Source organism: Stieleria magnilauensis (genome assembly GCA_007753675.1).
Lineage (GTDB): Bacteria > Planctomycetota > Planctomycetia > Pirellulales > Pirellulaceae > Stieleria > Stieleria magnilauensis.
In genome coordinates this window covers 7,768,832-7,790,471 of the sequence record CP036432.1, presented here as the reverse complement: position 1 = coordinate 7,790,471, position 21,640 = coordinate 7,768,832, and the positions used below count along the sequence as shown (strand labels likewise).

Below are 21,640 nucleotides of genomic sequence, written 5' to 3'. Positions count from 1 at the left end.
AGCGCAGCGCCACCTCCGGGGAACACGACCCCAGAATCCCCTCGACCCGGACGGGTCGCAGCGAATCAATCCGCCGGCGGTGCGGCAGTCCGCGTTCGTAAACGAGTCGATCGGTGAGCTTGAGCGTGCGGGCTGGCCGGGTCCGAGGGCGCCGACGTCATTTGCTTCGACACCCTTCGGGGTCGCGTCTGACGGGGGACCGGATGTCCGGAGGTGTCGCTTCGCTCACCTCCGGCTACTGGCTTTGACCCCGTCGGGGTCATGTCAGCGATCTCAGAGTCAGCGATCTCAGAGTCGTCGAACGCCTCGCGTCCAATCCCGGCAGGGCTTGGTTTGGTATAGTGCCTGCCTGCGCTACACGATCGCCCCCATCCCTGTCTCGATAATAATTCCGTGCCAGCTTTCTTCGACACTCCCGCTGATCCCGATTCGCTTGTCACCCACGCCGACGGGCCGGCCGGAACGCTGCCGCTGACCGACGAAATCTTGCGGACGTGGTCTTCCGGTGATCTGTTCGGGTTGACGCAAAGTGTGGGCATGGGATTTGACCCTCGTCGGGTGCTGGGCGATCAATACTTGATCCTCAGCACGCAGGGCGGTCTGCGAGAGAACGACGGGACGCCGCTGGCGCTCGGCTACCACACCGGACACTGGGAGATCGGCTTGTTGGTGCGGGCCGCGGCCGAGCAGTTGACCGAGCGGGGCGCCGTGCCGTTTTCAGCCTACTGCAGCGATCCCTGTGACGGTCGTAGCCAAGGTACCCATGGGATGTTCGATTCGTTGCCGTACCGCAACGATGCGGCGATCGTTTTTCGACGACTGATCCGATCGCTGCCGCGACGCAAGGCAGTGATCGGTATCGCGACCTGCGACAAGGGTCTGCCCGCGATGATGATGGCCTTGGCCGGGGCGAAGGACTTGCCCAGCGTGCTGGTTCCCGGTGGCGTCACCTTGCCCGCAACGGTCGGCGAAGACGCGGGGAAAGTCCAATCGATCGGCGCGCGTTACGCTAAAGGTGAAATGACGCTCGAACAAGCATCGCTGGAAGGCTGCCGGGCCTGCGGCACTCCCGGTGGCGGCTGTCAATTCCTCGGCACCGCCGCGACCAGCCAGGTGGTCGCCGAAGCATTGGGCATGACCGTTCCGCACGCGGCACTCGGTCCCAGCGGCGGCCCGATTTGGACCCAGATGGCGCGCGACTCGGCCGACGTTGCGATGGAACAGGTTGCCGCCGGTGCCACGTTGGGCGAGATCCTGACCGAGGACGCGCTGTACAACGCGATGTTGATTCACGCCGCCGTCGGGGGCAGCACGAACCTGTTGCTGCACATCCCCGCCATCGCCGCCGCCGCGGGATTGAAACGCCCGGATGCGGAGCTGTTTCGCCGGATCAATCGATCGGTCCCACGCTTTGTCGATTGCTTGCCCAACGGCCCGGTCGGCCATCCGACGATTCGTTTTTTCCTGGCCGGCGGTGTGCCGGAAGTGGCCTGGCATCTACGCGAACTGGGATTATTGAAATCCAGCGCGCGGACCGTCACCGGAATGACTTGGGACGAAATCTTGGATCAATGGCGTTCCAGCGATCGCCGAGCGTTTTGCCGTGCACGACTGGCCGAGTCCGACGCCGTGGATCCAGACGACGTGATCGTTCCACCAGCCAACGCGGCTGCCAAGGGGCTGACCCCGACGGTCAGTTTCCCGCTCGGCAACCTCTGTCCCGAAGGCTCGGTGATCAAAGCGACGTCCATCGACCCCAGTGTGATCGATGACGACGACGTTTATCGGAAACGCGGCCCCGCGCGGGTCTTCACCAGCGAGCGTGATGCGATCGCCGCGGTCAAAGGCCAGCAAGGCAAACCGATCGTCGCCGGAGACATCATCGTGTTGATCGGCCGCGGACCGCTCGGATGCGGTATGGAAGAAACCTATCAAATCACCTCGGCGCTCAAGTACCTGTCGTTCGGCAAAGAGGTCGCGCTGGTCACCGACGCCCGATTCTCCGGTGTCAGCACGGGAGCCTGTGTCGGTCATGTCGGTCCCGAAGCGTTGGCCGGCGGCCCGATCGCCAAAGTCCGCGACGGTGATGTGATCGAAATCGAGATCGACCGCAACAGCCTGGATGGTCGCGTCGAGTTGATTGAATCAGCCGATGGCACGCCGGCGGCGACCTTGCTGGAGCAACGTTCGCCACATCCTGATTTGGCGGTCGAATCGGCGATGCCCGAGGACACACGTCTGTGGGCGGCATTGCAACAGGTCGGCGGCGGAGCCTGGGGCGGTTGCATCTATGACGTCGACGAGATCATCGAGACACTCAAGGCGGGCATGAAAGCTCGGGGGAAATAAAAAAAGGGCATCTGGCGTTGCCCCATCGCCGGATGCCCCTGTTGAATGTTTCGATGCCGCGGTGCTGTCGTTTAGACGTCCGCTTCTTCTTCCTCGAACTCATCCGCGTCGACCGCGTCAACTGCCTCGTCGTCGCCCTCTCCCAAACCGAGCAGGTCGATTTGCTGATCGGTCAATCGAAAGTAGCCGAGGTCGCGAACGACTTCCAGAACTTCGCTACACGTCGGGAACATGCGTCCGCTCTTTCGCTTGTAATCATCCATCGCACGCATGAACTCGATCTCCGGATCGGAATAGTCTCGTTCGCAGGTGGTCGGATCGATGTGCCGGCGACGTTGTTTTTTTCGTCGCGGGTTTTTCATCACACCGACGTCCAGGGCATCCGGATCACCGCCGCGACGTTCCGCGGTGGGGCGTCGGCGATCAAGCGTGACGATCTGCTCGGCCGCCGCGCTCGTGTCCGCACCGGCGGTCTCGTTAGGTTTGCTTTTCGAAGATGCGTTGCGGCTTTCAGTGCGATCTGACGTGTCGGCTTTCGAAGAAGGCATGCGTTGGATTCCTTGGGAAACAGTCGAACCATCCGGCCCCGTGCGTTGCGTTGCGACCGGCCCCGTCTGCGACTTCGATCGCGGTCAGGGACGGTTAGCGTTGGCGATGGTTCTCGCTGGAAGTTTGCTGAACGCTGGGCCAAAAAAACCTAGCACGCTGATTAGGTAAAGGAGTCCGTTTAGGGAGCAGAATAGGGCAAGAGAAACTCTAACGACTCGCGAATCTGGCCGATGGTACCGGTTGTACCGATCAGCGGACCTTGGGCGATGTCCAAGGCATAGGCACCAGGTTACTTCTTAACTTGATGCGTGTCGCCTCATTGAAGCGGCGACGACGCCAAGGCCGTCAGTCGCTCGATTGCCTCGGCCGCGGCCAATCCGTTGATTTCGATTGATTTCACACGCGCGGTTTGTCCGGCCAAGATCACGACCCGGCTTTTACTGATCCCGAGTTGCTTGGCGATCGCTTTGATGACCGCCTGGTTGGCTTTCCCATTCTCGGGCGCGGTGTGAACGGCAACCTTGAGCGCTCCGTCGTGGGTGCCGCCGACGCCGGCCTTTTTGGCGCCCGGCGTGACACGGACGTGGAACCGCAACGTTTCCGCATCGATCTGTTTGTAATCCAATTGCTCGTTCACCCGCCCGTCGCATCCATCGGGGTTGGCATCTTGCCGCGATAGCGAGCCGCGGCGTAGTCTCGATACCACTGTGCGGCGCGGGCCAACAAGCTCGCCGCTTCGGGTCGCTCGCCCGCGACCGACTCGACCCTGGACGCGAACTGATGCAAGGTTTCGGATCGATCACGAATCAGCGCGTGTTTGCGCAGTTTTCGATCCACCCGATGCAACATTTGCCGACTTTCGAATTCCATCGGATCACTGCCGGCCTTTTGTTTTTGGCGGTGGCGGATCCAGAGCAGTCCAACGACGATGCAAAACAGTGGCAACTGGGCGATGCGAAACAGAAACGTCAACGAATCGGTCGCGCGAAACGACAACAGACGCCCCACGATCATCCCCAGCAGCGACTGGTCCTCCTCGCCATCCAAGAAACCGTCTTGGGCGCCGGCACCGGTATCCGCCAAACCTTCATCGGTCATCAATGTTCGGTACGTGCGTCCGACCGTGGCCTCGACGGGAAACCATTGCTCGCTGATTTCATCGTACGCTTCCACCCATGCGTGGGCGTCACGATTCCTCGCCAGCCAATACTCGTCTCCTTCGCTCCGTTCGGTGACGACATACCCGGTCACATAACGCGTCGGGACGCCTTCGGCGCGAAGCATGACGGCGGCGGCACTGGCAAAAAACTCGCAGTGCGCCGGGTGCTGGGTACTCAAGAAGTGTTCGATCGGATCGACGTTCGTCGGTGTCGTCACACCACTGAGGGAGTAGCGATAGTTGGCTTGGAAGTAGTCTTCGATGGCACGTGCTTTCGATCGGGCCGTCAGCCGTCCGTCACAAACCGATCGCGCGACCGGGGCAATGGCATTCCGCAATTGCCGCGGCAATTCCAGCAGGATTGCTTCGCGTAGCGGATCTAGTGTTTCCCGCGGTGCGTCCGAGCGGATGCCCAACACGTAGGGCTGTCGAGAATCCACTCCATTGATCACCATGTCGTGATGCGAAAGCATCGCGCCGGACGTTGACGCTTCGATCCAATCGGTCGAGAGTGCCGTAAAGGTCAGTCGGCCTTTGAGCGGCTCATTGTGAACTTCGATCGTGCCCAACAAGTCCTCATCCGAATCCTCTTCTGGCGGATTCTTTGACACGTGAAATCGATCCAAGCTGGCACCTTTGCTGACGACCAGAGTCGTCTCACCGGGCCCCTCCACCTTGGCGGTTCGCGGCAGAATCGAATCGATCTCGACCCCGCGTGTGAAGTTGCGATACGAGGCCGTGGACCATCGGCCATCGAGATACAAATCGAACACCGTGCCGCGTAGATATCCGGGCGCGGTGACCGAAAACGCGCGAACGGCGGGTTCGCCCGGATCTCCGATCATGTGATTTCGGACCGACCCCAGCTTGCTGCCCCTGACGTAGCGAGAACCACCGATGATGGAGTTGGCCGTGACCGCTTCGAGCGATTGAGAGAGGCGATCGAAAAAATCCAGCTGCAGCCCCGGCACGACGTGGTTGGCCAAGTGCCCCGCGGCGCTGGTGGACATCAGCAAGACCGAAAGCGCCAGCACCGAATAGATCAAGGTACTGCGGCCGGCGCTCGCCTGATCCGAATGGGTCGAGATCGAAACCGTGGATCGGGGCAGGGGAGTCGTCTTGGGAAATCGTTCTTGCGCCACCTTGCGTCTCGTCCTGGATCCATCGCTCTGCCAACGCCGCAGGATGTGGTCGGCCCCGAATGAAAATGCGATCACCGTCGCCAGCGCGGCGACCAATTGGCCGGTGATCGTTTGGCTGACACCACCGCCGGTCACGGTCGTCAGAACCAGCAACAGACCACAGCCCAACATCGCCGGATGTCCGCGACGCGGGTAGAACACCCATAGCGTCGCAATCACCAGAAATGCCAGATGCGACGTGGAATCGACGACCATCGCGACCGGATTCAGATTGCCCGACATGTGATGCACGATTCGCAGCGACACCCCCAGTCCGCTGACGATCAACAGGACTGGCAACATCGCAAATTTCCGCAACAACATCAGGTGATCGCTGCCGGGGGGCGTCCCCGCGTGATCCTTGTGGTGGGCGTCGGCCGGGGTTGCCGGCCAGCGCGAGTCAGACAGCCCCGGGGGGCGGTTCGGTGACGCAGACTTTGCCCGAACCGCCGCGCGCTGCCCGATCCCCTGAAGAAAAAAACCGACGACGAGAAGGGCAAACGCAAACGCGCCCAACGTCATCGCCATCGTTTCGAACGCCGATCCTACGAAGATCGCCTGGACCAACAACAACCCGGGTAACAGCCAGAACTTTGCCGGCGAATCGTTCAATTGATCGGCAGCGACCAGCGAACTGCGTCGATGGATCGGTTTATCGATCATCTGCATCTCCCAAATGTGCTTCGTGGCCATCGCGTTTGGGAGGTCGGATCCTCATGTAGGTCACATGACCGGGCAGGTTGCCGGCAAGTCCGGCACGCTCTTGATCGCCGAGATCCAACATCGAAAAAATCAACGTCGGTTGTGACCGGATCGATTGGATCGCGTCGCGGAGACGTTCCTCACCCACGAGTGGATCGACCGGAGTGGCGGCCGCCAAGCGAACGAGCATCCGCTCGACGTCTTCGGTCGGCTGGGCCAGCGAACGCGAGGGGAGTTCGACGACGGGCTCATGGGTCAAACAAAGATTAAGCTGCACCCGTCGACTGGTGATCTCGGCGATCGCGGTCGCGGTGACCGACATCAATCGTTCAAACAAGACCTCCGCCTCGCGTTTCCGCTGCTTCAGTTGGGCGCGTGATGCGGCACGCTCGTCGATCGGGCGCTGCGACGTGTCGACGATCAAAGTCACCGCCTGGATCGATGGAGATTGATACTCGCGAACGATCGGACGCCCCAGCCGCGCCCACGAGGCGAAATCCCAGCGCCGCACCGGGACACCGACTTCATACTCTCGGTTCCCGACGTACTCCACCGGGGCACCGGCGACGAGTTGCTGTGCCCAGTCGCCGATCGCGGCGAGCAGCGCGCGTGTGGTCGAATCATCGTCATCACGGGCCGGTGCCGGCGTGATCGCGATCTGGGTGTCGGTGGCCATGCCACGGCGACAATGGAACAAATAAAACGGAAACGTGGATGCGACTTGAAAGTCGGGCAACGCGTGAATGCCTCGATCGTGAAATCGCATCGCCCCGTGCCATTGCATCTGGTCGCCGCTCCGCAATAGATCCAACGACACCGGCGGTGAGGCGTCCCATGCCGTTGCGCTGCGACGAGGGTAGATGTCGCGGACACCTTCGCGGTGCCAGCCGACACGAAGATTCAATGCCGGCAACATCCTGGCATTGGTCAGCCGAACGTTGACCGAGAACGGGTGCCCGGCGACGGCGGATCGGGGGAGCGAAACGCTCAGCTTCAATCCCGGACACATGATTCGATTGATCGCGAAACCGACCACCAGCAACCCGACCGCGGCGCCCATCATGCCGTTCCAGGGAAACCCCCAGATCACATTGAGCGTCATGAACAACGCCAACAACACCGACACCGAAGCGACAGTCATGCTGCGGCGGAGCGACAAGTAGGCCCGAATCGGCGCGGTCACAATGCGTGCCAAACCATGCAACACGCGGCGCGCCATGCGCCTCCACTTTCTGCCCGACGCGATGCTGAAACGGTCGCCCCGACCGCGGTCATCCTCCGGCCGCATCGCTCGTCCAGCCATTCTCCCCTGGCTACCCGACTCCTGGCTGCCATTACCCTGGCTGCCATTACCCTGGCTGCCAAGCGTCTCACCGGGGGCAGCCGACGGATTGACCGACACGTCCGCACTCACACCACCACCTCCGTCTGCCGCATCAGCTCGTCGATCACAGACGCCGCATCATTCCATGACGTGGACACCGAGCGCATCGAAACTCGGTGGGCGAGCACGGCGACGGCGACTTCTTGAATGTCGTCGGGCAACACGTAATCGCGTTGGTCCAGCACCGCCCGAGCCTGCGCCGCACGCAGCAACATCTTCGATCCGCGAGGACTGCAACCGACTCGCAACCGCGTGTCTTGGCGGGTCGCATTGACCAGCGCCACCAGATAGCGGACCACCTTTCGATCCACCGTGACTTCGCGAACAAAACGCTGCAGCGTCGCCAGGTCGTCACGATGCATCACCGGCGTCAGCTCGCTCGAAGGGTCATGCGATGCTTGGTCGAGCAACAAATCAATTTCGCTTTCTTGATCCGGGTAATCCATCGACAATCGGAACAAGAATCGATCCAGCTGCGATTCCGGCAGGGGATAGGTCCCTTCGAATCCGACCGGGTTTTGAGTCGCGATGACGATAAACGGTTTCTCCAACCGGTACTGCGTCGAATCAATCGTGACCTGGGACTCTGCCATCGCCTCCAACAGGGCGCTCTGGGTTCGCGGCGAGGCGCGGTTGATTTCGTCGGCGATCAACAGGTTGCAAAAAATCGGGCCGCGACGAAAGTGAAACTCGCCGCTGGCGGGCTGGAAAATGGCGCTGCCCAAGATATCCGATGGCAGCAGGTCGGGCGTGCATTGGATTCGCTGGAAATCCAAGTCGATCAGCGCCGCGATGGACTTGGCCAGCGTGGTTTTGCCGACACCGGGAACATCCTCGACCAGCACCGACCCTTCGGCCAGGATACAGGTCAACACCGAATCGATGACGTCCGCTTTGCCGCGGATCACGCTTTGCAATTGCGTCCGGACCGTCTCGATTTTTCCCAACAGCCCCCGAGCGACGTCGGGATCGGTGTGATGCCGGCCGGCGGCCGAGGGGGAATCACACGGTTCCCGCTGGTCGGCAATCGGGGCATCAGACGACTCCGCATCGGTTTCTGATTGTCGCGATTCGTTTCCGTGGGTGAACATGCGGGCCTCCAGCAGTCGCCAAAATCATCATCGAAGAGTCGTCAGCAGTGGAACACCGTCACCCGGAATCGGGAACGCGACGGAACTGCTTTTACAATAGGGCGTCAACAACCCATTCCCCTAATGTACCCTGACCCGCACGACTCCGCCGCGTTCGGCGCCACATTAATGGCCCTGGATCAATAACGCCGGATTAATAACGCGGAACCGAGCTGTCGATTTGCAGGCTCCAGGCGTCAATCCCGCCGGCCATGTTCTGAACCTTGTCAAAACCGCGTGACCGCAATGCCTCGGTCACCTGCATGCTGCGTCCGCCGTGGTGGCAATGCACCACGATCCGTTGGTCCTTATGAGGGTCCAATTCATCCAGACGTTGACCCAGCTCCCCCATCGGAATCAGCACGCTGCCATCGATCTTTGCGGTCGCATACTCTTCGTTTTGTCGCACATCGAGCAACAAGAAGGACTCATCCGAATCCTGCAGTGCTTTGACGGTTTGAACATCAATTTCGATCGGATAGTCGTTGGACATTGATTTCCTCGCTAGAGTCGGCAGTTGGAGATGGTGGTTTGGAAGATCGCCGAGGCGCCGAGTCGTTCGAGCCTTTCCATGACGTCGATCACCTCACTGCTCCGCACCATCACTCGCACGCTCCGCCAGGCTTCGTCTTCGAGCGTTCCGATGGTCGGCGAATTGAATCCCGGCGTGATCTTCTCCGCATCAGCCAGCTTGGCCGTCGGAATGTTGTATTCCAACAGCGAGTAGTCTCGCGCGATCACCACTCCTTCCAGCCGTCGGACCACACGATCGGCCATCTCAGAATCGCGACAGGCATCGTTTTGAATCAGAATCGTTTCATAGGAACCGATTTCTTCCAGGATGCGCAAACGGTTGGCCGCCAACGTGCTGCCGGTTTCCACCAGATCCACGATCGCGTCGGCCACGCCCAATTGGATCATCACTTCGACGCTGCCGGAAAGCGAAACCATGTGCGCAAGCGCGTTGTGTTGTCCCAGATAGGCTTTGGTGATGTGGGGAAAGCTGGTTGCGATGCGTTTTCCGTCCAGCTCGTTGGCCGATCGGATCGGGCTGTCATCGGGAATGCAAATCGCCAGACGGCAGCGCCCGACGCCCAAACGCATCCGCGTGGTCACGTTGGCGTTGGCTTCTTCCACCAGATCGCTGCCGGTGAATCCCATGTCGATGGCGCCCTCGGCCACCAGGGTCGGGATGTCATCGGTCCGCAAAAAGACCAAATCGATCGGCAGTCCCTTGACCTTGGCGAACAGCCCGCGGTTTTGGCGGCGAAAATTCAGTCCGGCCTGCAGCAGCAGCTCGCCGGACAATTCACTGAGCCGCCCCTTGCTGGGAAGCCCGATTCTTAAATTGTTACTCAGTTGTCCCATGGTGGATCGCTTGCGTCTATTCGTCCGTTTTCGGTTGACTTCGATTGGCTTTTTCGACCAATCCGGACGTCCCTTCACGACGCCCCAGTTCCGCGGCGACCTCGTCCAGATCGACACCGCGATAGGCTAACATCACCAGGGTGTGATAAATCAGATCCCCAGCCTCATAGATGAAGTGCTCGCGGCCGGCCTCGCCCGGTTCGTCGGCCGCCTCAATCAATTCGCGCGCCTCTTCCAAGATTTTCTCGCCGATCTTGCCGGTCCCGCCCGCCATCAACTTGGTCGTGTAGGACCCTTCCGGGCGCGTCTGGGCTCGCTCGGTCAACGTTTGCATCAGTCGCCGCAGCGGCAGGAGCGAGTCAGACATCGAAAAACAACGGTTTCGTAAAGCGGATGGGGCGCACGTAATTCCCGGCGGAAAAAATCCCGATAGTCGGAGCGGGGATCGTAGATGAGACGTTTGCCGACGTCCACTCCGCCACCAATCGAGAGCCTTTGCAACTCCCTTTCGGCGGGGCCTGGGAGACCGCCGGTCGCTTCCGGTCAACCATCCGTTCCCCTGTGACGCTGGGGATTTGCAGCGAACGCAATTCCCATTAGTGTGTCGTTTCCGTGTCCACTGTGTTCTCGCAGCCCAAGTTCTCGCAGCCCAAGTTCTCGCAGCCCAAGTTCTCGCTGCCCAAGTTCTCGCTGCCCAAGTTCTCGCTGCCAAGTTCTCGCTGCCAAGTTCTCGCTGCCAAGTTCTCGCTGCTCAAACCCGTCGTTTTTGCCATGATCACGATCGTTGACTACCAAATGGGGAATTTGCGGAGCGTCCAGAAAGCGATCGAGCGGATCGGCGGCCAAGCCGTCTTTTCGTCTGACCCGCACGAAATCGCCACCGCAGAACAATTGATCCTTCCCGGTGTCGGAGCGTTCGGGGACGCGATGGCGGAAATCAACCGACGTGATCTGGCGCAGCCGATTCACGATTTTGTCCAAACCGGACGCCCCTTCCTGGGAATTTGCCTGGGGCTTCAGTTGCTGTTCGAGGAAAGTTACGAACACGGAACACACCGCGGGCTCGGCATTCTGCCCGGCGACGTCGTTCGTTTTGAACTGCCCGACACCTTCAAAGTCCCGCACATGGGTTGGAACACCGTCCGCAAGACGTCTGAATCGGCGCTGCTGGACGACCTGGCCGACGAAAGCCACTTTTACTTCGTCCACTCGTATTATGTCCGCCCCGAGGATCCGTCGCTGATGGCGCTGGCCTGTGATTACGGACACGAGTTTTGTGCGATGGTGTCACGCGAGAATCTTTTCGCGACGCAGTTTCACCCCGAAAAAAGCCAGGCAAACGGGCTGCAACTGCTCCGATCCTTTCACCAACTCGCCGGCCGCACCCAGCCCAACACCTAGCTGAGCCTATCGTGCCCACCTCCACCACGCCGCTCTCGCTGCAACATCCGCAGGGTCTCGGCACCGTCCACTTTGTCTGGACCCATGACCGCTTCGATCACACGATCGATTTCGACGGCCGCCAGATCGCCTGCCGAAACGGCACCGGCGAACAGGCGTGGCCGGAATCGCCGCCGATCCAACAGCTGTCGATCGAATCCATCGACGGACGCGACGTGGCCCTCGGTGTCGGCTGTGCGGGAACGAGCCACTGGAGTTTGAGTGTCGAACCGACGCCCGAAGGATTTCGCTTCGATTGGGCCTGCCGCGCGAAAGAAACCCCCGAGCAACTCGGAACGACCTACCACGACTCGGCCGCGATCCAGATCGAACCCGCGGCGGCATCGAACGTTACGGCCGACACCGTGACCGACACGGCGTCCACGCGAATCCGACCCGACGGCGTCTTTTCCGGTGGCGGCACGTATCGCTGGTGCTACGCCGTTCGCCTCCGAGAGGGGTGAATCGGCTGAGAGAATCGAGCAGGGCGCGGGCGTTGTCGCGATCCGGTAACCCTTGGGATCGCCTGAACTAGCCCGCTCCGCCGCGGCGGCGCAGCCCTTCAACGGCCACACGGAACCTCCCATTTAACGCATTCTTCCTGGCCTGACAGTCTGCCAAAATTTTTTGCCGGGACGGCTCGTCGCCGCAAGCCCTTGATGCGATTCGATTACGGGCGTGCCAAAGAAACGCAGGCCGCAAAACTTTTGCATTCTCCCCACCCTGCCCCTTCCGCAATCTCGAACGATCGAGAAGCTTTGCGGCCAATTCACTCGTCGCGGCCAGATGTCGGCCGCCACGACTAGCGTTTTGCCACAGCTTGAGACCTAGGGTAGCGGTACTCGATAACGGCCCGTTGATTGAATCGATTTTGCGAAATCATCGCGATCATGTGAGGCATGAACGCGAGGGCGCCGCGTGGCCCCTTGCCGACACATGGGAGCTTCAACCAACAGACCGAGGAGAGTGCTGGTCGGCACAAGAACCCTCCTTCTCAGCCGTGGCGGAGCACTAGCAGAGTCCTTTTCGTAGGAGAAAACCAACGTGCGTTCAACCGCAATTTCTCGTGTTCGCCTTCATGCAGTCTTGGCGATTCTGTGCCCCGTCCTGATGTTCAGCCTGTCTGGAAATCAGGTGACCGCCCAATCGACGGCGCCATCCACATCGGGCGTGGTGACCACCGCGTCGAGTTACGTTTGCCCGAAATGCGGCCGCATCCACGCGACCTCGCAACCGGCAGCGACGACGACCACCACCACTTCGGCGCCCCAGGCTGCAACCGCGACCCCGATCCGATCGGTTGCCCAAGTTGCTTATCAGAAAGCCAGCGGAGGCGTTCAGAACGTTCTGAGCATGCTCAACAACCAGCGCTCTCGACAAGGACTGCGGACCCTGCGATATGACGCAACATTGCAATCGGTTGCCGAGCGCCGCGCACGCCAGATGGCCAGCATGGGTCTGAAGTCGCATCCGCCGGGATCGTTTGCACCTGGCCGCTACGAAGGTGTCGGCTGGTCCAGCTCCTTTTCGCCTCGTGGAGTCTCCGCGTGCTACACCAGCGATCCCAGAATGACCGCCGCCGGCGCCGCCATGGTCACCGGTCGCGATGGCGTTTACTTCGCCGTGGTCTATCGCTAAACGAACTCAGCCGACCAAGCCGCCGTGCGGTCGGCTACATGCTAGCAACCGCCGCGCTGCTGCTTGTCGCTTCACGACGTGTTGAGGCGCAAGCCCCGCTGCCGGACAACGAGCCGAATGGACTCGGCTCGATGATGACTTCCGACCAAGCCCGAGCGACGGTCCAGTCGCTCGTGGACTTGGCGATCCGCAAGACGCCCCACCAGTACAACGGCAAGAAGAACTGGGAAAAGACGAAGAAGATTTGGGCCGGGGTGCGGTTCCGCCGCGACGGGTTGAAGCTTTCCACGCATCGTCGCTGGCGTGAGGTCCGCCACGGGTTGCAAACCCGCTACCACGTGCAGTTCCCCGGCGACGCGTCGGCACCTCGCCCCGTCATTGCCGAGGTGCGTCAGGTCACGCATTGCAACGGCGACGCGTCCCAGCGCGCCGGCTGGACGATCGAATGTGAACTGGCGACGCCACTGGACTTTTCCGCTCGCATCGAGCGCTGGAATCTGGGAGTCCAGTGGTACAGCGTCGAAGTCAGCGGACACATGGAAATCCGACTGACCGTGCACGGACGGCTGAGCAGCTATCCCGATTATTCGGTGCTTCCACCGGCGATCGTGATCGACCCCACGGTGACGTCGGCGTCATTGCATCTGGACGCCTTGCATGTCGACCGGATCAGCAAGGTCGGTGGCGAGGTCGCAGAAACCTGGGGCGAGATCGTTGAAAAGATCGTCAATGAAATCTTGATCGACGACATCAACGAGAAGCTTCACGCCAAGCTGAACAAGGCGATCGACAAGAAACGCGACGATCTACGGTTTTCCGCCGTGGATTGGATGTCGGGTTTCACATCCATCGAAAATCAGCACAACTGACCAAGGGTGTGATCGAGATAACGTTTGGTGTGATCGAGCAGATGATCGTAGCTGATCGATTCGACGTCCTCTCCGATCAACTCCACTTCCCATGACCCGCAGTAACCATTTTCGTGCAACAGTTCGATCAGTTCGGGCAACGGCACGCACCCGTCACCGAGCAGGCAACGATTCATCTCGCCGTGCGGACAATGGCGGCCGTCACCGAGTTGAACCAGATGAAGATGGCGAGCCACGTCGGGTAGCCAGCGCAGTGCATCTCGATCCATCCCGATGTGGTAGGTATCTATCACCATCCCTAGGGACGGGTTGTCAACGCGTTCGATAATGTCGAGCGTTGATTGCAGATCATGGACGAACGACCATTCGTCACCACAACCGGGGTGAAACGGTTCCAGCGCCAACTTGACGCCGTGTTCCGACGCAACCGCCGCAACCCGATCGAGCGCTTGACAAAGGGTTCGGCGAAGATGTGTTTTGATGTGGTTGTTCTTGCCGCCGGCCAACACGATCAACGTGCCGGCACGCAATTGCGCGGCTTGGATGACGGCGCTGACCGCATCCGACACGGCATCTTCGAACGGCCGTCCGTCGCTGCCGGTGAACCCGCCGCCCCAGGACAGCGACGTGGCCACCATCGAATGTTCGGCGAGCAATTCGATCGTTCGCTCGACACCATAATCTTCGACCTTGGGACGATACAGTCCGATGCCGCCAAACCCGCGTTGGGCATAGGCGTTAACGTCCGACTCCAGGTCCCAACGCAGTGTTGAGAGCTGGCTAACAGAAAGCGTGTTCATCCGTGCTTCGGCCATGGAGAAAGAATCAATCGAAGAGCGTCGACGTGGCGTCGGTCAGGATTGTAACCCATCGTCAAAACGAACGATGCGCGAACTGTTTGATGGCAAAACACTTTTGGGCAAAACGTTTTGCCATCGCCACTCGGCGTGCGTTGTCGATTGATGATCAGCCGTTGGCGCGAGCCGTCCGGTTCCAGCTCAACAACATCGTGAAAGACCGGAGGGCTCGCGCCCTACCGCTAGTAACAGACCGGAGGGCTCGCGCCCTACCGCTAACAACAGGTACGCCGTCGGCGTCGACCCACTCGTAGGAACCGCTTGGGCGATTCTCGCGACTACAGCCCTGCAAACGCGGCTTCGATCAGTTCCTTTTGTTCCATCAAGTGCGCCGCCATGCTTCCCGTGCTGGGGCTGGCCGACTCGGCGCGTGTGATGGGAACCAGCGTCCAACCGGCGCTATTAAAATCATCACCGAAGTTCAGCTTCAGATAAGGCCAGGTTCCCATGTTCCGGGGTTCGTCTTGAACAAAGAAGATCTCGGCATCGCGGGGCACTCCATCCAGGGCAGCGATCAATTCGTCGCTTTCCAATGGATAAAGTTGCTCCAGACGAATCAACGCCACATCATCGAGTTCGCGTTCTTGGCGACTCTTTTTCAAGTCGTAGTAAATCTTTCCCGTGCACAGCATGACGCGGCGAACCTTCGACAGATCCACATCCTTGTCGCTCAGGATTCGCTCGAACGATCCTTCGGCCAGTTCCTTGCGATCGCTGACCACTTCGGGGTGTCGCAGCAGGCTCTTGGGCGTCAGCACGATCAGGGGTTTTCGCCACTTGCGAATCACTTGACGACGCAGCAGGTGAAAGTACTGCGCCGGCGTGGTCGGCTGGCAGACCTGGATGTTGTGTTCGGCGGTCATGGCCAAGAACCGTTCCACCCGGGCGCTGCAGTGTTCGGGGCCTTGCCCCTCGAACCCGTGCGGCAACAACATCACCAAACCGCTCAGTCGATTCCATTTGTCTTCGGCACTGGCAATGAACTGATCGACGATGACTTGTGCACAGTTCCAAAAGTCACCGAACTGGGCTTCCCATAGCACCAAGCTGTCGGGCGCGTCGAGCGAATACCCCCACTCGAATCCGAGCACACCGGCTTCGCTGAGCGGGCTATTGTGCAGCTCGACGCGTGCCTGATTGGTGGCCAAGTGCTCCAGCGGCATGTAGGTCTCGCCGGTTTTGACGTCGTGCTGAACGGCATGCCGTTGGCTGAACGTTCCGCGTTGGCAATCTTGGCCGGTCAACCGAATTGCATGCCCGCTTGAAAGCAACGACGCGAAGGCGGCCAGTTCGGCGGTCGCCCAATCGAACGGCTTTTCGCCGGCCGCCATGTTGCGACGATTGGCGATCAACCGCTTCAATTTTTTGTGCTGCGCGAACCCTTCGGGCAACCGCGTCGCCGCGTCGACCAGTTCACCCAACAGGTTTTCGTCGAAGGTCGTGTCGGTCGGTTCGACCGGCTCGGGGCCACCGAAGTAATCGCTCCAACCGGCGGCGAGCGTTTGCGTGTCGGGGACGAACTGGTGATTCTTGCTGGCGTCGAATTCGGACTCCAACTTCTCGGTTCGTTCCTTCTGAATTTCCTCGGCTTCCTCTTCGGAAATTTTCCCGAGTGCCTTGAGTCGATTGAGGTATTGTTCGCGGACGCCGGCGCGACGATCGATTTCGGCGTACATGCGAGGCTGCGTGAATCGTGGCTCGTCGCCTTCGTTGTGCCCCCAACGACGAAACGCGTACAGATCGATGACGACGTCGCGTTGAAATTCGTTACGGAAATCCATCGCCAAGGCGACGACTTGCGCGACCGCCTCGGGATCTTCGCCGTTGACGTGAAAGATCGGGATTTGCAGCATCTTCGCCACGTCGGTCGCGTAGGTGGTGCTGCGGCCTTGCTCCGGCTCGGTCGTGAACCCGACTTGGTTGTTGATGATGATGTGCAACGTGCCGCCGACCCGGTAGCCGTCCAATTGGCTCAGGTTCAACGTTTCTTGCACGACCCCTTCGCCGGCGAACGCGGCATCGCCGTGGATCAACACGTTCATCACCTGTCGCCGGTCGCCATCCCCCCGATGATCCTGCTTGCAACGCGTGCGTCCCATCGCGACCGTGTTGACGTATTCCAGGTGGCTGGGGTTGAAGCACAAGGAGATGTGGAGATGATCCCCCCGGGCGGTTTTCCAGTCGCTGCTGTATCCCAGGTGGTAGCGGACATCGCCGCCGCCACGGCTGAGTTCCGGATTGGGATCATCGAAGGACCAGAAGATGTTCATCGCGCGTTTTTTGAGGATGTTGGCCATCACGTTCAAACGGCCGCGGTGAGCCATCCCCATGACGACTTCCTGCACCCCATGCTCGCCCGCCTTCTCCAGCGCCAAGTCGATCAGCGGGATCAGGGTTTCGGCACCTTCGAGCGAAAAGGTTTTCGCGCCGACAAACTTACGCCGCACAAATTCTTCGAAGATCGAGGCGTCGGCCAACCGCGCGTAGATCCGCCGCTGAGTTTCGTGAGGCAGGTCCAGCCGGTTCTCGGTGCTCTCCATTCGCTGCTGCAACCAATCGCGAATGTTGCGATCGTCGATGTGCATGAACTGCGCGCCGATCGACCGACAGTAGGTGTTGCGAAGCTTCGTCAAAATGACGTCAAGCGTGTCACCCTTGACGTGCTCGACCGCAGACGAATCCAAGCGGCGCTGCATGTCGGTTTCGCTGAGGCCGTAGCGTTGGGGGCTCAACTCGGGCCGGTCGCCGCGGTCGATGCCCAACGGATCGAGCTGTGCTTTGAGGTGTCCGCGGACGCGATACTCGCGGACCAATTGGTTGACGCGGTCTTGCATCCGCGACATCCAAAGCGCCTGATCGGTCGCTTCGTCACCGGTCGATCCCCGGCGCTGGGCGACGGCCAGGGCGGAACCGTTTCCGCCGGGCTTGCCGGCGGACGATCCGGCGGCAGCGGATTTTGATGCGGACGCGCGACGGCTTTGTGAAACGCCGGCGTTGCGTTTCCTTGCCGTTGCGGGAGAGCTCACCAAGAACTGCTCAAAATACTGCCGCCAGGTCTCCGAGACACTCTCAGGATCCTGAATATACTGGACGTACAAATCGTCGATGTAGTCCAAGCTAAAGCTATTCATATCAACCGATGCCGATCACGGGCCTGGTCTGTTGGAAGCGTTCAAGCGTTTATTGACGGGCGGCCGAAGCGAGTTCATCGCATTGCTGAACCGTCGCCGAGATTCCACCATCGTCCTCAACACAGTCTAGATTTTGGACGATCAACCGCCACCCTCGCTCCGCCAAAGCCAGAACGATTTTCAAAAAAACATTCGTCACATTGGGGGCTTCCTTGGAGCCGAATTGTTGTTGGCCCGCAACCGCCTGAGACGCTATCCTGCCCGCCCGCACGACCTCTCCACCACAAACGGATTTGACGATGATCACGTTGCTAGCGCGGCCCGCTCTGTTGTTCTTCGCTTCCGGCGGGTTTCTGCTGCACCTCGGCCTGCTCGCCGGACCGCTTGCCGCCGAACCACCTCAGCGCATCCTGCCGTTGCCCGATGTCCCCTTGCCGGTTGACTCCCAACCCCAGGATAACCCGGCCGCCCGCGAGGCGCTCTCACGGGCGCTGCAAGGCGATCGCGACGCTGCCCCCCTGTTACCCGATGACTTGCAGGACCTGCTGCGCAGTACCGGCAGTGTCCTGGACGGGTCCTCGCTCGATCCAAAATTCGCCGCTCCGGAGATGCCCACGATCGCGCCGCCACGAAGTTTGCCGGGAACCGAGTCCGTCCGCCGCAGACGGCGGGCCGCCGAAATGCTTCTGAAATCCGCTCGCTTGCTCGACAAAATCGAACCCAAGAGTGAAAATCAGACGTACTTGGTCAATCAGATGCACCAGGAAGCGGTTCGATTGCTGCAAGATCCGGCCGATCCCCATCGTCCCCTCCAGCCTCAATCGGATCACCAGCCCCAATCGCACCAGCGGGCACACACATCCGGCGGACTGCCCGGCGATCCGTCGCCCACATCCCACGACCGCCTTCGCCCCCCTCCTCGACTCACTCCCTAGCCGCACATCTTGTCCGACCGCCGACGCCCATCATCGAAGCTCCCCCCAACTGTCTCGCCAGCGAATCCGGACGCCGCCCCCACCGTCGAGCCTCCCCGCGGTTTGTTACGGCGGTGGTCGATTCCCGTCCTTGTCCTGGGGGTGCTGATCGCCGGTGGCGTGTTGGCCGATTACTGGTCGGCCGAACCTGAAGGCATTGTGCGCAGCTACGTCGGACGCGACGCCTGCATCGAATGCCACCGACAACAAACCGAGGATTTCATCGGGTCGGACCACGACAAAGCCATGGACCTGGCGACCGATGAAACCGTGCTCGGCGATTTTAACGATGTCACGTTCGAGCACGACGGATTGGTCAATCGATTGTTTCGCGACGGTGAACGCTTCATGGTTCACACCGAAGGCGAAGACGGCACGATGCAGGACTTCGAAGTCAAATACGTGTTCGGCGTCTACCCGCTTCAACAGTACATGGTCGAATTTGACCGCAGCGAAGACATGGAATCCTGTGACGTCGCTCGTCTGCAAGTCCTCCGCATCAGCTGGGACTCGCGCGACCACAAGTGGTTCTACCTCCGCCCGCCGGATGTCGCGGACAAACTGGCCGCCGACGACCCGCTGCACTGGACCGGCATCGCACAGCGTTGGCAAACGATGTGTGCCGATTGCCACTCCACCAACCTGAAACGCAACTTCGACCCCGACTCGGGCACCTACCACACGACGTTCTCCGAAATCGACGTCAGTTGCGAAGCCTGTCACGGACCGGCGTCCCTGCACATCGAACTGGCCAATAAGAAATCGCTGTTCTGGGACCGACGCCACGGATATGGATTGGCCAAATTGAAAGGGCCCGACCCCGAGCCCCAACTGCAGACCTGTGCGCCGTGCCACAGCCGCCGCGGCGTGATGGATGAACGGTTCACCGCCGGCCCCGATTACTTTGACCACTATCGCCTGGAAACACTTGGCGAGGCGACGTACCACGGTGACGGGCAAATCAAAGACGAAGTCTACGTCTACGGATCGTTCATCCAAAGCAAGATGTATCACAAGGACATCCGTTGCACCGATTGCCACGATCCCCACTCGCTGAAATTAAAATTCCCCGGCAACGAGACCTGCACCAACTGCCATCAGCACGCCGCCGGTAAATACGATGTTCCGGCCCACCACCATCACGCCCCTGGCACCGAAGGCGCCAAGTGCGTTAACTGTCACATGCCCCACACCACGTACATGGAAGTCGACCCGCGGCGAGACCACAGCTTGCGGATCCCGCGACCGGATCTCTCGGTCAAACTGGGAACCCCCAACGCGTGTAGCCACTGCCACGTCAAGGATCGACTGCCGCAGATCGCCGCCGAGCATCGCGAGACGTTCCAGTCCAAGGAATACTCGCAATGGCTATTGGCCGCCGAGCAAGACGGCGAACAACCCATCGGAACCGACGGCGAAACCCTGGCGGAGTTGATGCGGCAAACCGACCAGTGGTGTGATGACGCTTGCGAACAATGGTACGGCGAACAAAGGAAGCAACCGCTGCACTTCGCCGAAGCACTCGTGCCACTGCGTCGCGGCGATCCGAGTGCCGCCCGGAAGGCGATTGAAATGCTGGCGATCAACGACGAACGCGCCCCCGCGATCGCCAAAGCAACGCTGCTGGAGGAACTCGCCAGGCAAGGCGTCGCCGCGGTGCCACGCGTCGCTGCCGAACTGGCCGATCAAACCGACCAGCATCCGTTGGTCCGCTCAACCGCCGCCTCCGTGCTGGCGATGGCCAACGCGTCGACCGGCAAGAGCAAGCTGATGAAACTACTCGGTGACGACTCGCGTCTGGTGCGAACCTCGGCCGCCCGTGCACTGCTGGGATCTCCCGCCTTTGGCCAGCTTTCACCGTCCGAGCGGACCCAACTGGAATCCGTGTTGAATGAAGTCCACGAGGAGTTCATGGTCGCATCGGACCGCGCCGGAGCACACATGGGCTGGGCGGGAATCTGCGAACAATTGGGACGCTACGGCGAAGCGATCGAGTCTTATCAGACGGCGATTCGCGTCGAACCGGGCGCCGTCGGTGCCAGGACCAATCTGGCCAGCCTGCTGGAACAGCTTGCCCCGAACGTGCCCGAATCCGAGCGAGAGCCCTTGCTCAAACGCGTCAAAACACTCCGCAAACAGGAACTGCCGCTGCTGGCGCGTGACGCCGCGCTGGCGCCCCAAATCGCCGGCATTCAGTACCGCTACGGACTGTTGCTGTACCTGGACGGACAACTCGACGCCGCACTTTCGCAACTCGAAAAAGCCGTCACGCTGGAACCGGACAACCCCGAATTTCAAACCGCAGTCAGGCTGCTCAAGGAAAAGATGGACAGCTCACAATAGTGAATCGGGCGCGACGTGCGTCCCTTACTCTCAGAACAAAACGCGGGGCAGCCCCTTTCCCATCCGCAATCGCCAGCCAACCCGCTGAGGCATTCAATGATCGCACTCCTGAAATCGCTTCAGCAAAAATGGAATGACTGGTGCGGCGACCGCGAAATGGAATTGGAGATCCGAAAACACCTGACCCAAAACGGCTACTACGGCGGCTCGGCAAAACTGCAAAATGTGCGTCTGGTCGCCGTCCAACGCCCCGGTTGGCTCCAGGTGTTTCGCTTCGAAGCGACGGCGCGGCTGCAGGCCGAAGAAACCGAGGGCCCCGATCCCGAAGCAGTCTACGAAAACCTGTACGGGTTGGTCCGCGACGACATTCGCCACAAAACAAACTCCGTCCGGGTCTTTCAAGATCCGAGCGAACGAAGAGAATTGTTTCTCCGCTGGAGCGAGGATTTGATCCAGCTGCGTGGGGCCCAGGGATTGGTCGACCCCTGAAACGACACCGCACCACTTGCAATACAATCTGATGGACGAGGGCACGGACTGACAATCCGTCCTACCCTCCACGCCTC

General features: G+C 60.4%; 19 protein-coding genes. 8 read left to right on the top strand and 11 right to left on the bottom strand.

Translation table 11 applies throughout. From position 1 onward, the window contains the following. Nucleotides 1-393 precede the first annotated feature (393 nt). Nucleotides 394-2,349, top strand: coding sequence for a YjhG/YagF family D-xylonate dehydratase (locus TBK1r_RS27670; RefSeq protein ID WP_145218167.1), 1,956 nt, complete (start codon nucleotides 394-396; stop codon nucleotides 2,347-2,349). Nucleotides 2,350-2,420: 71 nt separating this feature from the next. Here TBK1r_RS27670 and TBK1r_RS27665 read toward each other — a convergent pair whose 3' ends face one another. The 9 genes from TBK1r_RS27665 to TBK1r_RS27625 form a co-directional block, all read right to left on the bottom strand. Further along, complete coding sequence (locus TBK1r_RS27665; RefSeq protein ID WP_419580466.1) at nucleotides 2,421-2,897, bottom strand: hypothetical protein; 477 nt, start codon at nucleotides 2,895-2,897, stop codon at nucleotides 2,421-2,423. Nucleotides 2,898-3,214: 317 nt separating this feature from the next. Next, nucleotides 3,215-3,535, bottom strand: a complete 321-nt coding sequence (locus tag TBK1r_RS27660) for a DUF167 domain-containing protein (protein ID WP_419580465.1) — start codon at nucleotides 3,533-3,535, stop codon at nucleotides 3,215-3,217. Further along, a complete protein-coding gene (locus TBK1r_RS27655; RefSeq protein ID WP_145218165.1) occupies nucleotides 3,532-5,931 on the bottom strand; it encodes a DUF4129 domain-containing transglutaminase family protein in 2,400 nt (799 codons plus the stop codon). The genes TBK1r_RS27660 and TBK1r_RS27655 overlap by 4 nt, the downstream gene beginning before the upstream one ends. Continuing rightward, nucleotides 5,891-7,354 (bottom strand): DUF58 domain-containing protein, encoded by a 1,464-nt coding sequence (locus tag TBK1r_RS27650; protein ID WP_145218163.1) that lies wholly within the window; start codon nucleotides 7,352-7,354, stop codon nucleotides 5,891-5,893. Before TBK1r_RS27650 ends, TBK1r_RS27655 begins: the two co-directional genes overlap by 41 nt. After that, nucleotides 7,351-8,415, bottom strand: coding sequence for an AAA family ATPase (locus TBK1r_RS27645; protein WP_145218161.1), 1,065 nt, complete (start codon nucleotides 8,413-8,415; stop codon nucleotides 7,351-7,353). Before TBK1r_RS27645 ends, TBK1r_RS27650 begins: the two co-directional genes overlap by 4 nt. A gap of 193 nt (nucleotides 8,416-8,608) precedes the next feature. Further along, a complete protein-coding gene (locus TBK1r_RS27640; RefSeq protein WP_145218159.1) occupies nucleotides 8,609-8,947 on the bottom strand; it encodes a rhodanese-like domain-containing protein in 339 nt (112 codons plus the stop codon). Between the two features lie 11 nt (nucleotides 8,948-8,958). After that, complete coding sequence (hisG, locus tag TBK1r_RS27635) at nucleotides 8,959-9,822, bottom strand: ATP phosphoribosyltransferase (protein ID WP_145218157.1); 864 nt, start codon at nucleotides 9,820-9,822, stop codon at nucleotides 8,959-8,961. Between the two features lie 16 nt (nucleotides 9,823-9,838). Beyond that, a complete protein-coding gene (gene hisE / locus TBK1r_RS27630) occupies nucleotides 9,839-10,189 on the bottom strand; it encodes a phosphoribosyl-ATP diphosphatase (protein WP_145218155.1) in 351 nt (116 codons plus the stop codon). 229 nt (nucleotides 10,190-10,418) lie between these two features. Beyond that, nucleotides 10,419-10,595 (bottom strand): hypothetical protein, encoded by a 177-nt coding sequence (locus TBK1r_RS27625; protein ID WP_145218153.1) that lies wholly within the window; start codon nucleotides 10,593-10,595, stop codon nucleotides 10,419-10,421. Between TBK1r_RS27625 and hisH the strand changes: the two genes are divergently transcribed. From hisH to TBK1r_RS27605, 4 genes are all read left to right on the top strand, one after another. Further along, nucleotides 10,594-11,223, top strand: a complete 630-nt coding sequence (hisH, locus tag TBK1r_RS27620; protein ID WP_145218151.1) for an imidazole glycerol phosphate synthase subunit HisH — start codon at nucleotides 10,594-10,596, stop codon at nucleotides 11,221-11,223. The two genes, TBK1r_RS27625 and hisH, sit on opposite strands and share 2 nt — an antisense overlap. Nucleotides 11,224-11,234: 11 nt before the next feature. Beyond that, a complete protein-coding gene (locus TBK1r_RS27615; protein ID WP_145218148.1) occupies nucleotides 11,235-11,726 on the top strand; it encodes a hypothetical protein in 492 nt (163 codons plus the stop codon). A gap of 580 nt (nucleotides 11,727-12,306) precedes the next feature. Next, nucleotides 12,307-12,900 carry a CAP domain-containing protein gene (locus tag TBK1r_RS27610; RefSeq protein ID WP_372895981.1) on the top strand — a complete coding sequence of 198 codons (594 nt, stop codon included), beginning with the start codon at nucleotides 12,307-12,309 and terminating at the stop codon, nucleotides 12,898-12,900. 131 nt (nucleotides 12,901-13,031) lie between these two features. Beyond that, nucleotides 13,032-13,769 carry a hypothetical protein gene (locus TBK1r_RS27605; protein ID WP_145218146.1) on the top strand — a complete coding sequence of 246 codons (738 nt, stop codon included), beginning with the start codon at nucleotides 13,032-13,034 and terminating at the stop codon, nucleotides 13,767-13,769. Here the strand turns inward: TBK1r_RS27605 and TBK1r_RS27600 are convergent. Together TBK1r_RS27600 and TBK1r_RS27595 are read right to left on the bottom strand one after the other, a co-directional pair. After that, nucleotides 13,757-14,584, bottom strand: coding sequence for a sugar phosphate isomerase/epimerase family protein (locus tag TBK1r_RS27600; RefSeq protein WP_419580464.1), 828 nt, complete (start codon nucleotides 14,582-14,584; stop codon nucleotides 13,757-13,759). The genes TBK1r_RS27605 and TBK1r_RS27600 overlap by 13 nt on opposite strands. 320 nt (nucleotides 14,585-14,904) lie before the next feature. Further along, the gene (locus tag TBK1r_RS27595) at nucleotides 14,905-17,757 is read right to left on the bottom strand and encodes a 2-oxoglutarate dehydrogenase E1 component (protein WP_145218144.1); all 2,853 of its coding nucleotides are present in this window, start codon (nucleotides 17,755-17,757) and stop codon (nucleotides 14,905-14,907) included. Nucleotides 17,758-18,056: 299 nt separating this feature from the next. Between TBK1r_RS27595 and TBK1r_RS27590 the strand changes: the two genes are divergently transcribed. The 3 genes from TBK1r_RS27590 (at nucleotide 18,057) to TBK1r_RS27580 (ending at nucleotide 21,563) form a co-directional block, all read left to right on the top strand. Continuing rightward, nucleotides 18,057-18,692 (top strand): hypothetical protein, encoded by a 636-nt coding sequence (locus TBK1r_RS27590; protein ID WP_145218142.1) that lies wholly within the window; start codon nucleotides 18,057-18,059, stop codon nucleotides 18,690-18,692. A gap of 9 nt (nucleotides 18,693-18,701) precedes the next feature. Then, nucleotides 18,702-21,074, top strand: a complete 2,373-nt coding sequence (locus TBK1r_RS27585) for a multiheme c-type cytochrome (protein WP_419580463.1) — start codon at nucleotides 18,702-18,704, stop codon at nucleotides 21,072-21,074. A 96-nt stretch (nucleotides 21,075-21,170) separates the two neighbouring features. Further along, complete coding sequence (locus TBK1r_RS27580) at nucleotides 21,171-21,563, top strand: hypothetical protein (protein ID WP_145218140.1); 393 nt, start codon at nucleotides 21,171-21,173, stop codon at nucleotides 21,561-21,563. The last annotated feature ends 77 nt before the right edge of the window (nucleotides 21,564-21,640 follow it).

Excerpts from the sequence above, each read along its gene's own strand:
- TBK1r_RS27665 (WP_419580466.1), bottom strand. The coding sequence starts at position 2,897 with ATGCCTTCTTCGAAAGCCGACACGTCAGATCGCACTGAAAGCCGCAAC.
- TBK1r_RS27655 (WP_145218165.1), bottom strand. The coding sequence starts at position 5,931 with ATGGCCACGAAGCACATTTGGGAGATGCAGATGATCGATAAACCGATC.
- TBK1r_RS27645 (WP_145218161.1), bottom strand. The coding sequence starts at position 8,415 with ATGTTCACCCACGGAAACGAATCGCGACAATCAGAAACCGATGCGGAG.
- TBK1r_RS27640 (WP_145218159.1), bottom strand. The coding sequence starts at position 8,947 with ATGTCCAACGACTATCCGATCGAAATTGATGTTCAAACCGTCAAAGCA.
- hisG (WP_145218157.1), bottom strand. The coding sequence starts at position 9,822 with ATGGGACAACTGAGTAACAATTTAAGAATCGGGCTTCCCAGCAAGGGG.
- hisE (WP_145218155.1), bottom strand. The coding sequence starts at position 10,189 with ATGTCTGACTCGCTCCTGCCGCTGCGGCGACTGATGCAAACGTTGACC.
- hisH (WP_145218151.1), top strand. The coding sequence starts at position 10,594 with ATGATCACGATCGTTGACTACCAAATGGGGAATTTGCGGAGCGTCCAG.
- TBK1r_RS27625 (WP_145218153.1), bottom strand. The coding sequence starts at position 10,595 with ATGGCAAAAACGACGGGTTTGAGCAGCGAGAACTTGGCAGCGAGAACT.
- TBK1r_RS27605 (WP_145218146.1), top strand. The coding sequence starts at position 13,032 with ATGATGACTTCCGACCAAGCCCGAGCGACGGTCCAGTCGCTCGTGGAC.
- TBK1r_RS27600 (WP_419580464.1), bottom strand. The coding sequence starts at position 14,584 with ATGGCCGAAGCACGGATGAACACGCTTTCTGTTAGCCAGCTCTCAACA.
- TBK1r_RS27595 (WP_145218144.1), bottom strand. The coding sequence starts at position 17,757 with ATGAATAGCTTTAGCTTGGACTACATCGACGATTTGTACGTCCAGTAT.
- TBK1r_RS27590 (WP_145218142.1), top strand. The coding sequence starts at position 18,057 with ATGATCACGTTGCTAGCGCGGCCCGCTCTGTTGTTCTTCGCTTCCGGC.
- TBK1r_RS27580 (WP_145218140.1), top strand. The coding sequence starts at position 21,171 with ATGATCGCACTCCTGAAATCGCTTCAGCAAAAATGGAATGACTGGTGC.